Source organism: Mucilaginibacter paludis DSM 18603, from assembly GCF_000166195.2.
GTDB lineage: Bacteria > Bacteroidota > Bacteroidia > Sphingobacteriales > Sphingobacteriaceae > Mucilaginibacter > Mucilaginibacter paludis.
This window is the reverse complement of sequence record NZ_CM001403.1, coordinates 5,360,095-5,373,847: the sequence shown is the minus strand read 5'-3', so window position 1 is coordinate 5,373,847 and position 13,753 is coordinate 5,360,095. Positions and strand designations below refer to the sequence as shown.

The following is a 13,753-nucleotide window of genomic DNA, read 5'->3' as shown; positions in this document are numbered from 1 at the left end:
CCCTGCCTCTCGAGAGGGGCGGAGGGGTGTGTTCTATACGAGCGATTGTAAAGCCCAGCCTGTGTGCTTAACATCTGGTGCCTTTGCCTGAGTATATTGCCAATTGATAAGCAACTCAATTTCTAAACTACGTTGAACAATAAGCTTTAACGGCATCATACAATTACGATAATATCGCAATTCATCCCCCCTACCTGTAATGGTAAAAAATCCCCCTGTCAAAAGGCGTCCATACGCAGGCCTTTTGCCCGCAGGCTTTCAGGGCATTGTTGGCCCAGGTGTTGCAGGTATAAAACAGGTTATACCTCCGTTGGGCATCGTAAAAGGCATCGTTTTTACCGTAATTAGCGTTGGTTTTAATATTAATTACCTTACCGGTGCTATCTCTTTTAAAACTGTTATCAATAAAAGCAACCAATCTTTTATACTGCGCATGGCTAATCATAATCTTCTTGCAGTTGTTACTCTCCTGCATAGCCGGGTAAAAGGTGGCGTGAATAGCCGACGTACTGAGCGCGAACGCCGCTTTAAATGCCGTGCTGAATTTTAATTGCGACCAGGTAGGCGTATTCAAATAAAAACCCTTATCGCCCCAGCCTACGGCTACGTATCTACCCGTGGTATCGCGCCCCAAGGTGTTGCTGTAACTCATCTCTTTGCTCCAATCAAAAACCGCGTTTTTTACCGGCATCACCACATCCGTATGGTCGCCATTGGTTAATATGTAAATAGCTACATCGCCGGGTGTTCCCGGCTCCTTTTGCACAGCCCAAACGGAAAGCAAAAACGCGGAGAAAAGAAAAATGCCTAAAAAAGCAATGATGCCCAGTACCGTTCTTAACAGCATTTTCAACGTGCTTTTAATAATCTTCATCGTATACATTGGGGTTTTAGCACCATCATTATAAGCATTCAGTGGTACAATATAACTTTATTATATTACAATTTATCAATCATATCGGCGAAGTATTAAAAGCACCATGAATAGCCCTTTTGCCTTAGCCGGGTTAAAATTAAACAGTCGAAAAGCTGTCCGCTAAGGCTGGGGTGTTTCCCTCCTCCGTCGGGCCGGGCTATCCGCTTATACTGCACGGGCTTTAGCCACAGGCCGGTAGCCGCTACTATCCTTAACACGGCCACCGTAGTCACTCTATCCAATAGCAGTGTCTTCAAAATAGGGCTGACCCATCACATTATCTTTATTTGGATTTATTCTAAATAAAAGTTTTCTTTGTGCCAAAATCAAGCCTATGTAAACACAAGCCCATAAAAAAGCCGGTGCTCCGTCGCCAAACATCACACCGGCCAACGCTAACAGATCCTTCAACCCATTAAACATTTAAACAAACTTATGAATTCTTTACTATGCAGTAAGAAATTTTACTTTACCATTCTTTTATTTATTTCTTCCGCGGTAGCATCCGCCCAACAAACCGGAGCCATCAAAGGCACTGTTAAAACTTCCGATGGCAGGCCTGCCGAATTTGTATCAATTGCACTGAGCGGAATAGCTAAAGGCGCTACCGTTAACCCCAAAGGCACTTACCAAATAAACCGCGTACCAACAGGCACCTATACCCTCACTGCCAGCTTTATCGGCTTGGCTACACAACGCAAAATGGTGGAAGTGACAGCGGGAAAAACTACCACTGCAAATTTTATACTCACCGAGAGCAACGCGCAATTGCACGAAGTTGTGGTGAGCGACAGTAAAACCAATAAGTTTGCCAGTAAAAAAACTGAATACGTGGCCCGTATGCCATTAGAGAACCTGGAGAACCCACAGGTATACACTTCAGTAGGGAAAGACCTGATTGCCGAGCAGCAGGTTGTGGATTTTAAAGAAGCCCTGAGGAACGTTCCTGGTGTTTCGCCTAATAACAATCCGGCGGGCGGTACCGGCGGTACTATCAGGGGCTTCAACGCAACAACAACGGTAAGAAACGGGCTTGCTGTTCAATCTTACCAGTCGGACCCTATCAATATCGAGCGTATCGAGGTGATCAAAGGCCCATCGGCTACTTTGTTCGGTTCCAGCATCGTTAGTTTCGGCGGACTGATTAACCAGGTAACCAAAAAACCGCTTGATACACTTAAAGGCGATATTGGTTTAAGCCTGGGCAGTTACCAGCTAAGCCGCATCACTGCGGATATCAATACCCCGCTTAACGCCGATAAAACCGCTCTTTTAAGAATCAATGCCGCCGCCCATAAAGAAAACTCCTTCCAGAATTTCGGCTTTAAGCGCATGCTTACTTTTGCACCGAGCTTTTTGTATAAAGCCAGCGATAAGCTGACTTTTTTACTGGAAGCGGAATTTAGCCAAACCAACCGCTCAACGGTTGCCTACTATCAAAACCTGAATAAAACCAGCTACAAAAATTTTAAAGACATCCCGATTGGCTTTAACATCGCCCTAACCGCTTCTAATTTAGATGCCTCACTGAACGCGATCAACTATTACGGCGAGGCCAAATACAAACTATCCGACGAATGGACATCAACCACCAGCGTGGCTTATGGTGAAAACCAGATCGATCACAGCAACCAGATCTACCCGCAATGGACCGCCGACAATAAATTTGACCGCAGCATTTCCAGCTATGGCCCCCGGACATTTACATCACTAAACGGCCAGCAAAACTTTACCGGCGATTTTAAAATAGGCGGCTTACGCAACCGGGTAGTAACCGGTGTTAACTTTTACCGTTACCGCAGCTTTCTGCGATTTACGGCAGTAGGCGTGTACGACCAGGTTGACCTTTCTGTTACGCCTGTTATACCGGGAATCAACCTCGAAAAACTGAACGCCATCATCGCAACCAAAACCCAATCCAATACCGAAAACAACCAACAATCTTACAGCGCTTATGCCTCAGATGTATTGAATATTACAGATAGGCTGGCAGCGATGCTAAGTTTGCGGGTGGACCGCTTTAATAACGATGCCACCATATCCAACGGTGTGCCAGCAACAACCGGCAATTACAATCAAACTGCCTATTCGCCAAAACTGGGTTTAACTTACCAGGTTCTAAAAGATCAGATATCCCTTTTTGGTAATTATATGAATGGTTTCCAGAACGTGGGGCCGGTAACGCAGCCCAACGGCAATGTGGATGTTTTTAAACCGCGCCAGGCCAACCAATGGGAAGGCGGTGTAAAACTGGAAACTTTAAACAAAAGGTTGAACGCCACTTTAAGCTATTACGATATCAAGATCAGCAATGATACCCGTACCGTAAATGCCTATACCGTGCAGGATGCCACATCAAAAAGTAAGGGATTTGAAGCCGAAGTGATAGCTAACCCCCTAAGCGGATTAAATATTATTGCTGGCTATGCCACCAACAATTATAAAATACTGAACGCTACAGCAAACGTGGGCAACTTACAGGCGCAAACGCCAACCAGCTATGCCAACCTTTGGGCAAGCTATAAGTTTGCCGGCAATTTCTTAAAAAATATAGGCCTGGGTTTTGGCGGTAACTACGTAGCATCATGTTTTTTTGATGCCGAAAACCAGATTGTTATACCGGCCTACACGGTAATAAACGCCACCGTTTTTTACGAACAGCCCAAATGGCGTTTTGGGATCAAAGCCAATAACCTGGCCAATGAGCATTACTGGACCAATTACGGTATCCCCGAAACCTTGCGCCAAATATTAGGCACACTAAGCTTTAAATTTTAATCCAAATAAAGCAGGCCGCCCCTGCCAAAGGGGTGGCTTCTTCCTATTTTTATGTTAAGCACAGCAACACAAAAACCCCACGGAAAAAAGAAATCAGCGTTCAGAAAAATTTCGGAATGGCTCCATCTCTGGCTGGGATTATTTTCGGGTATTGTTGTATTGGTGGTTTGCCTAACCGGTGCATTATGGGTTTTCCGTTACGAGGTTAGCTACTTTACCACACCTTATCAACGGGTACAGGTGCAGCAAAAAAGCTTTTTGCCGCCTTCCGCACTGATTGCGAAAACCAAAACTTACCTGGAAAGCAGGCACGATACCTTAACGGCAGTCAGCAATATCATTTATGGCGCTCCCGGCAAATCGGCGTATTGCATTACTAAACTGGGTAAAGCTAAACTGGCACACATTTATTTAAACCCCTATACCGGCCAGATATTACAGGATAAACGGCAGCCCTCGGGTACCGAAAAGTTTTTCTTGTTTGTACGGGCGGGGCACCGGTTTTTATGGTTGCCACAAAAAATTGGCAGCCCCATTGTTGGCTCGGCCTGCATTATTTTCCTGATCACTATCGTTACGGGTTTAATTTGGTGGTTCCCACAAAAATGGAACCATAAAACACGCGATAAAAGCTTTAAAATTAAGTGGAATGCCAAATGGAAACGGCTCAATATCGATCTGCATAATGTGTTGGGCTTTTACTCGGCATTGTTTGTTGTGGTGCTCACCATTACCGGCATAGTGTTTTCTTTCGCCTGGTTCAGGAGCGGGCTGTATACTACGCTCACCTGGAAAACTCAAACCGTAACGAAACAGCGCAGCCCATTATCGGATACCACCATCACCAAACCGCTCATCCCCGCACCTGAAGACAGTATCTGGAACCAAACCATCAAACTTCATCCTGATTTTGGCCGCATCATGATCGAACTGCCGGAAAAAGCAAAAGACCCCTACGAGGCCGATGTGTTTTTTGGTGATGGCACCCTGATTTATAACCGCTCCATTTGCTATTACGACCGGTATACCCTGCAAAAGCTGAATGGCGTTTCGCCCGAAGATAAATCCTATCAACAGGTATCTACCGGCGAAAAAGTATACCGCATGAATTTTGACCTCCATACCGGCCAGGTATTAGGTTTGCCCACAAAAATTTTAGCATTTTTAGCTTGCATTATCGGGGCCAGCTTACCCGTAACCGGCTTTATAATTTGGTACAACCGCAAATGGGGAAAAACAAACAGAAGAAAGCGGTAAGGTTTTAAACTACGCTTAAGTCAAAAATAATTAGCCTTGAGTCATATTTTGGTGATGTTACGTATCACTAATCAATTTGACTTGGGGCTTCCCCGCGGATTATCTCCGAAGCAACATTATCAATATAGAAAATCCCCCCATAAGTTTAATTGTTGCCGCATATTAACAGATCAAATTAAATCGGCACCGATCCACACATCATTATTGTTCCCTATGAATTGCCTGGTGAACATTGTAATACGCCGATGAATTGATGAGTAGTTTATTGTTTTAAAACAGGCGGCAACACAAATATTTATTTAAAAAAATACATATTAAAATCGTTTTTTTTCATAAACTTACACCCAATAACCACAGGACATAAACGCCATTTATTACGTTTAGTGCTATTAAAGCTTATCATATGGCGAAACCTTTACTTCGATATTTTCTCTTCATATTTATTTTTTTCATTCCGGTTAAAGCGCATGCCGGGGTAACGCCGCCGTTACGTTATACTTTTGCTAATTTGCTTGCCGCCGGAGATGTAATTACAACATCAACAGGCGGCAACACCTTATGCCCAGGCGGCTCAATGACTTTAATGGCCGGAACAGCCACTGCACCGGCGTCAACTTTTGTTTGGTATAAAGACGGGCAGGCTATCTCGGGTGCTACAAACTCTACTATTAAGATTACAGATAAAGGCCGATACGAAGTTTATGTTACAACAGCGCCTGCTACATCTCCTGTTCAATATCCTTTTATTGATATTACAATTGCACCAGTTCCGGTGGCTGGGTTTACACATTCAGCCGATGGCCAATGTGCTCAACTACCAGTCCAATTTACCAGCACGTCCACAGGTGATCCTCTTACTTATCTGTGGGACTTCGGGGATTCTAATACATCTACTGATGCAAACCCGAGTCATACTTTTAATACTACAGCAGGATGCGGCACAACAACATTTCCTGTCAAATTAACCGTAACCAATTCAGCTGGCTGCACCAATACCTATACAGCATCAGTTAATGTATTAAGAGCTCCTGACTTGGCTTTACAAGACGAAGATCAGTTTTATCCATTTAGTAACTGTCACAACAACCCAGGTGCAGCAAACCCTAATTACACGCTCAAAGTAAATAATGTATCTCCAAGTGCGGGATGTATAAATTCCTACACTTTGGATTGGGGTGATGGAACTATACAAACCGGCTTAACATCGGCAAACTTTCCTGCAACACACATTTATAAACAGCTTGGCGCCTTTAACCTCACAATTACTGCAATGGGGAGCAATGGGTGTACTGGTTCTAAAACTTATCTTGTAGCTAACCAATCCAACCCGGCGGGTGGACTATCAACGTTAGGCGGAACCAGCGGTCTTTGCGCTCCGGCATCTGTCCCCTTCGTCATTAGCAATTGGCAGCTAAATTCTCCTGGCACCATTTACGTTCTGGATTTCGGAGATGGATCGTCCATAACTCTGAAACATCCGCTAAATGCAACGATGGAGGATGAAAAGATCTATCACATTTATACAAAATCCTCTTGCCCCTCTCCAACATTTATTGCAACGCTACGGGTTAGCAACGAATGCGCGACTACTCCCTTTACCGCTGGAAATATTCAGATTCAAACTAAACCTATAGCTGGGTTTTCATTTACTCCTAATACTGTATGCCTCGGACAAACAGTATCTTTCAATAACACTACTGTTCCCGGATCATTTGGTGTCTGTCTAACAACAACAACCTACCTTTGGGACTTTGGAGACCCGTCCAGTAATTCCAATACTTCAACATCAACAACACCGGCACATACCTACACATCTCCAGGCACTTATATTATAAAATTAACTTCAACTAACCCTTGCGGCTCTGATATCATTACCCACAACGTAACGATTAATCCTCTGCCCACGATGACAAGTCCCACAACGGCGACTATCTGTAGTGGAACGGCATTCAGTATTCCGTTGACGAGTGATATTCCAGCAACCTATAGCTGGATAGCCTCCAATAACCCTAATATTTCAGGAGAATCTTTATCTACCCAAACATCGGCTACTTTGAGTAATACCTTAATCAACAATACGTCTACCGTCCAGGTTGTTACCTACACTGTAACACCGATCTCGGTTGCAGGATGTTCGGGAACACCTCAAATTGTGAAAGTTACGGTTAATCCGGCTCCTGCCATCCCATCCGTAACCTCCCCAGTGAATTATTGTCAAGGGGATATTGCCTCCGCTTTAAACGCGACCGGTAGCAGTGGAAACACAGTGTATTGGTACACTTCCGCATCCGGTGGTTCAGGTAGCACCACAGCACCAACTCCCACAACTGCAAGCTTAGGTACCGTTAATTATTACGTTGGCCAAACATCAAATGCAACCCAATGTGAAAGCCCTCGTACACAAATTGCTGTTGTTATAAGCGCCATTCCTTCAGCGCCAACTGTTTCAAACCCTCAGATATTCTATTGCCAGGGCTCCGCTACATCGGCACTTTCAGCCACGGCAAGTGCAGGGAACAGCTTGAGATGGTATACCCAAGCTGTAGGAGGAACCCCAACAACAGCAGCTCCCATACCCAGCTCTGTTAATCCGGGCAGTACAAATTATTATGTCAGCCAGGTTTCGACTGGTGGATGTGAAAGCACAAGATCGTCCATTGCGGTTGTTATCAACCCATTACCGTCTGCACCATCAAGCTCCGCCACCATCAATTATTGTCAAAATAACACACCAAGTCCATTAGGTGCCACCGCTGATATTGGAAACAGTTTAAAATGGTATACTGTAGCAGTTGGCGGCACGGGCACCAATACCGCCATTATACCATCTACCAGCACCGTGGGCAGCAAAAATTATTATGTTAGCCAGATAACACCTTCGGGGTGTGAAAGTTCAAGAACCCCTATAACAGTTATTGTTTCTGCAATACCAACTAAGCCAACAGTAGTTGCTCAGGTAATTTACTGCCTGAACGATATCGCCTCACCCTTAACCGCTACACCCACCACAGGCAATACCCTAAAATGGTATACAAACGCCGCGCTTGCAGGTGGCAGCACCACCGCGCCTACTCCGCTAACCACCAGCACCGGCAGCAGCACTTATTATGTAACGCAATCCAACAGCGCCGGTTGCGAGAGCCCCGCAGCTACAATCACGGTTACGGTAAATCCGCTTATCACCAACAATACCATCGGTACCGATCAAACCATCTGCGCAGCAAACACCCCTAATACCTTAACCGCAACCGCCACACTTTCGGGCGGAAACGGTTCCTATACTTATCAATGGCAAAGCTCAATTAACGGAGGTACAAACTGGACTGATATTACCGGCGCTAACAATGCCACCTATGCTCCCGGAGTGCTCAACGCAACTACGCAATACCATCGCGTAGTTAGTAGTGGTACTTGCAGTAATACATCCAACGCGGTTACCATCACCGTTCAGGGCACGCTTGACCATTATGGCATCAGCAGCGCGCAAACCATTTGTAACGGCAATCAGCCCGCTTTGCTCAGCGGCGATTTGCCTACCGGCGGCAGCGGCACGTTTACCTATCAGTGGGAAAGTTCGGCTAATGGCGTTAACTGGCTGGCCATCAACGGAGCCACCGGTAAAGATTATCAGCCGCCAGTACTTACGGCTACCACTTACTATCGCAGGCGCGTATTCAGCAATGTTTGTGCTTCCGTATCACCTGCGCTAACCATTACGGTAAACCCGGTGGCCGTGGTAAACCCCATCAGCGATCAATATTTTTGTAATGGTTCAAACGTAGCGTTAACATTTGGGGCCACGCCTTCGTCTGGAACTACCTTCACCTGGACAAACGATAATCCCGCGATAGGTTTAACCGCGTCAGGATCGGGTAGCTTACCCGCCTTTACTGCCACCAATAATACTAAAACACCGCTGATAGCGCACATCACCGTAACGCCAACGTATACGGCCAACGGCACAAGCTGCGACGGAACCCCGCTCAGCTTCAGCATCACGGTATTACCCTCCATCACGCTCGCCGCCAATCCCGATGCTGCTGTTTGCGCCGGTACCACGATCCCTGCATTCAGCCCCGTTGCCGACGCGGCACCTTTTTCAGGCAGCACGGTAACTTACAGCTGGACTGCCTCGGTCGCCATAGGCCTTACAGCTGGCAGCGGCAACCAGGTTCCGGCATTTACGGCCATCAATAACGGCACTACCGACCTCAGCGCCAGCGTACAGGTAACGCCCCTATATAACTACAATGGACACACCTGCAACGGCTTGCCCCTTACCTATACCATCACGGTAAACCCTAAACCTACCGTGGCCAATGCGGGCAGTGATGACAAAACCTGCGATGTAACTTATAGCCTGAAAGGCAATACCCCCGCAGTGGGCACCGGCACGTGGACTGCAAGCCAGGCGGTAACCTTTAGCAATGCCAATTTAGCCAATGCAATGGTAAGCGGATTGCAAAAAGGTAACCGCTACCAGTTAAACTGGACCATTAGCAACCACACCTGTACCAGCAGCAGCGCCAGCATTACCCTTGATGTATTGAGCGAACTGGTCAACACCATTAAGGCAGATGTAGTGGTTAGCTGCCCCGGCCAACCTGTTAACCTAAGTTCGGACGCTTTATCCGGTGGGGATATCCCCGCTGTATTGCCCGCCAGCTATACCTATACCTGGGAATCATCTGCCAACGGTGTTGATGGGTGGCAAGCCATCACAGGCGGCAATACCGCAACTCTTACAGTTAACCCTATGGCCAGCACTTATTACCGCCGCCGTGTAAGCAGTTATAACCAATGCGCCATAGTTAGCAATGTAATTGCAATCACCATTAATGCGAGCGCCCCGGCCGCAGTTGCAGGCCAGCCCTTAACCCTTTGCGGCCAGGCTACCGCGCAGCTACAGGGAAACAACCCAGGCGCTGGCTTTACCGGCACCTGGACGGATGCCGCCACCGGCAGCACCTTAACTTTTAGCCCCGACGCGCATGCTTATAATGCGGTGGTAGGCGGTTTAGTACCCGGCAACACTTATCACCTGGTATGGTCAATAGCCAGCCCAACTTGCGGTAACACCACATCGCCCCTTACCATTAACAATTTACCACTGATTACCAATCAGGTAAGTCCGCTGGCTGCCACCATTTGCTTTGGCCAGGCCGTAAACATTACCGGCGATTTGCCAACCGGCGGTACCGGCAGCTATACCTACAACTGGGAGAGCAGCACCGACCAGGCCACCTGGACAGTAATGGCCGGGCAAACTGCTCAAAACCTCAACTTCAGTCCGTCCGCTTCGGTTTACATCAGGCGCAATGTGATATCGGGCACCTGCAACCTGGAGAGTGCGCCGGTGCATATCATCGTACAACAAGCATTGGCTAATAACAGCATTTCGGCTAATCAACAAGTTTGTACAGGCAAGCCGGTACCGGCACTTGCAGGCACCCTGCCAACCGGTGGCGATGGCACCTATTTTTATCAATGGCAGCAAAGCGCCAACCAAACCAGCTGGCTTGATATCGCATCAGCTACGCAAAGCGACTATCAGCCGGGGCCGCTCACGCAATCTACCTACTTTAGGCGCGTAGTGAGTACAGCGCTATGTGTGGGTTTGCAAAGCCATGCCAGCGCAGCCGTGCTGATCTCGGTTAACCCCAATGCCCATGCCGATTTTTCTGCTTCGCTGCAAAGCGGTTGTATCCCCTTCAATCTCAGTACGGTAATCACCCCGGTGCCCCATAACGATGTTAACGGTCTTTACCAATGGTATGCCGATGGCGCGCTGATTGGTTCGGGCCCCGCCTTCCCAGGCTATACCATGAATACCGATGGGCAAAGCGTAGTGATTAAGCTGCTTACCACCAGCAAATTTGGCTGCGATACCAACAGCCGCTCCATTACCTTTAGTACGGTTAAAAATGTAAACCCGGCCTTTACCAAAAGCCAGGCCAAAGGCTGCGGGCCACTCAGCATTCAGTTTACCAATACCTCTGTACCCTTGGCCGGAGCTACTTACCTGTGGGATTTTGGCAACGGACAAACATCGGCGCAAGCCCAACCCGGCACGGTCACGTTTCTTCCCCACCCGCTTAGCCGCGATACTACTTATATCATCACCCTAAAGGCAACTACCAGCTGCGGGCTTCATGTTTATACCGACTCGGTTACGGTAAGGCCTGCCCCCAGAGCCATTTTTACACCCGACAAAACCATTGGCTGCTCGCCCTTTACAGTACATATCACCAACCAGTCGCGCGGCATCCCTAACCAGTACACCTTTGATTTTGGCAACGGCGATACTAAAACCTTAAGCGATAACCAGGCTATCCAATACACTTACATCACGGCCAAAACCGACACCTTTACCCTGAAGCTTTACGCCCGCAACGAGTGCGGTATCGATTCATCATCCTATCGCATTGTGGTTTACCCCAATACCGTACAAGCCAACCTGGTAGTAAACGGCACCAACAAAACGGGCTGCGTACCCTTTACGGTAAGCTTCGATAATAACTCAACCGGGGCCAACAGTTTTCTGTATGATTATGCCGACGGCACAACGGCAGCTACAAGCGCATCGCCCGAAACACAGGTGCACACTTTTACTAAACCCGGCGTATATACTGTAAAACTTACGGCATCCAACGGATGCTCAACGGCCAGCGCTAATCAAACCATTACCGTTTTGGCGCAGCCGGTTACAGGTTTCCAAATTGGCCAGCTGCAATATTGCGTGAAGGATTCGGCAGCGTTTACCAATACCACCACCGCCCTGGCATCTTTTAGCTATGTGTGGGATTTTGGCGACGGCAGCACCAGCAACCAGATCCAGCCGAAACACGTTTATGTTACGCCAGGCAAATACACGGTAAAATTAACCGCGCTGCAAAATTCGCCGGGGGCCACCTGCAGTGCGACGGTAAGTCATGAGCTTACCATACTGCCCCTGCCCGTAGCCAGCTTTAACAGCAATGCCGCCAATTTAAACTGTGTCCCTTTCCAGCTCTCGGTTAGCTCAACCCCGGCCAACGCGGCAAGCGTATCCTGGAACTTTGGCGACCCAACCAGTACCGATAATACAGCTACCGGTTATACCGCTCAGCACCGTTTCGGCAAGCCGGGCTTATACCTGGTGAAGCAGATAGCCTATAATCAAACCGGCTGCCTCGACTCGGCCACGCAAGTAATCCGGGTAACCGAAACGCCCAAAGCATCATTTGTCACCGGCGATAGCGTAATTTGCGGCAACAGCGCCTTGCTTCACTTTACCAACAGCAGCACCTACGGCGGCACCGACCAGGTGAACTACCGCTGGCTGGTTAACAACACTTTTATTTCAAACCAGCAAATTTTAACCTACCAGTTTAACGTCCCCGCAGGTACCATACTGCCTTACGCGTTGCAGGTAAAACTGATTGCTTACAGCACCATTGGCTGCCCGGATACTACGGTGCATACCATTTTATTTAACCCCTTGCCGGTTGCCGGTTTTACAGCGGCTGCCCACGCCAGTTGTGCGCCTTTCACACTAAGCATCAACAATACCTCGGCCTACGCCGATAGCTATCGCTGGTATCTTAACAATGCTTTAGTTTCTACCGTTAAAACACCGGGCAACATTGTGCTGCCACAAGCTAATCAAAGCTATACCCTTAAACTGGTAACCACCAACGCTTACGGCTGCAGGGCCGATAGCACTACTCAAAGCTTTACTACTTACCCCAAACCTACGGCAGCTTTCAGCCTTACCGATTCGGTATCGTGCAACGGACAGTTGAGCATCAATGTAAACAACACTACCATTGGGGCAACATCCTATACCTGGAACTTTGGCGACGGCAGTGCCGAGTCGACGGCTGCTGTACCTACCCATGTGTACGGCGTGCCGGGTATTTACCAACTCAGGCTGATTGCCTTTAACGGCACCTGCCGCGATACCCTTAGCCACACCATCAGGCTGGCCCAACCGGTAAAAGCTGCTTTTACCGCCAATGTTTTAAAGGGCTGCAGCCAGATCACTACCTCGTTCCAAAACCTGGCCGTTAATGCCAGCTCGTATCAGTGGGACTTTGGCGACGGCACTTTCTCTACCGCCAAAAATCCGGTACACGTTTTCACCTATAACGGTTCGCCTTTTACAGTGAAGCTTACCGCCTACGGCGAATATGGTTGCAGCGACGAGACCGTCCAGGTTAACTACATTACCGTGACCGCGCCACCGATTGTTGATTTTTCGGCCTTGCCGGATAGTGTGATCAATATCCCAAACCATACTTTCAACTTTAAAAACCTCAGTACCGGCGGGATACAGTATCATTGGGATTTTGGCGACGGTGCTTCATCTGCCGACCAGAGCCCCGCACATACTTATACCGACGCCGGTATTTTTAAGGTGAGGCTGATTGTAACCAATGCCCAAGGATACCAAAGCGCACGCACCCGCACCGTACAGATTGCTGGGGTTCCCCAGTATTTATATGTGCCAAACGCCTTTGAACCCGGCAGCGCCAAAAGTGAGTTGAAAACCTTCAACGTACGCGGAACGGGGATGATGGAATACCGCTTGCGCATTTTTAACAAATGGGGGCAGCTGCTGTTCCAAACCACGGCTTTGGATAGCAAAGGCATGCCTATACAAGGTTGGGACGGCACCATGCAGGGCCAACCCGCGCCACAGGGTGTTTACATCTGGGATATCCAGGCCCGGTTTCTGGATGGCACTTTATGGCACGGTATGAAATACGCCGATGATAAAACGCCATCCACCACCGGATCTATTCATTTAATGAGGTAGTT

At 47.9% G+C, this 13,753-nt stretch carries 6 protein-coding genes; 3 read left to right on the top strand and 3 right to left on the bottom strand.

Annotation, left to right across the window (positions count from 1 at the left end; translation table 11 throughout):
* Positions 1 to 190 precede the first annotated feature (190 nt).
* From MUCPA_RS22690 to MUCPA_RS22680, 3 genes are all read right to left on the bottom strand, one after another.
* Positions 191 to 874, bottom strand: a complete 684-nt coding sequence (locus tag MUCPA_RS22690) for a TIGR02117 family protein (RefSeq protein WP_217220323.1) — start codon at positions 872 to 874, stop codon at positions 191 to 193.
* Between the two features lie 95 nt (positions 875 to 969).
* On the bottom strand, positions 970 to 1,173 hold the full coding sequence (locus tag MUCPA_RS22685) for a hypothetical protein (protein WP_169316196.1): 204 nt from the start codon (positions 1,171 to 1,173) through the stop codon (positions 970 to 972).
* Complete coding sequence (locus MUCPA_RS22680; protein WP_157543968.1) at positions 1,151 to 1,327, bottom strand: hypothetical protein; 177 nt, start codon at positions 1,325 to 1,327, stop codon at positions 1,151 to 1,153. Before MUCPA_RS22680 ends, MUCPA_RS22685 begins: the two co-directional genes overlap by 23 nt.
* A 24-nt stretch (positions 1,328 to 1,351) precedes the next feature.
* Here MUCPA_RS22680 and MUCPA_RS22675 point away from each other — a divergent pair, with 24 nt between their 5' ends.
* The 3 genes from MUCPA_RS22675 to MUCPA_RS22665 all read left to right on the top strand — a co-directional run bounded on the left by MUCPA_RS22675 (position 1,352) and on the right by MUCPA_RS22665 (position 13,751).
* Complete coding sequence (locus tag MUCPA_RS22675; protein ID WP_008509556.1) at positions 1,352 to 3,694, top strand: TonB-dependent receptor; 2,343 nt, start codon at positions 1,352 to 1,354, stop codon at positions 3,692 to 3,694.
* A gap of 51 nt (positions 3,695 to 3,745) precedes the next feature.
* On the top strand, positions 3,746 to 4,951 hold the full coding sequence (locus MUCPA_RS22670; RefSeq protein ID WP_008509555.1) for a PepSY-associated TM helix domain-containing protein: 1,206 nt from the start codon (positions 3,746 to 3,748) through the stop codon (positions 4,949 to 4,951).
* A gap of 403 nt (positions 4,952 to 5,354) precedes the next feature.
* Positions 5,355 to 13,751 carry a PKD domain-containing protein gene (locus tag MUCPA_RS22665; protein WP_008509554.1) on the top strand — a complete coding sequence of 2,799 codons (8,397 nt, stop codon included), beginning with the start codon at positions 5,355 to 5,357 and terminating at the stop codon, positions 13,749 to 13,751.
* Positions 13,752 to 13,753 lie beyond the last annotated feature (2 nt).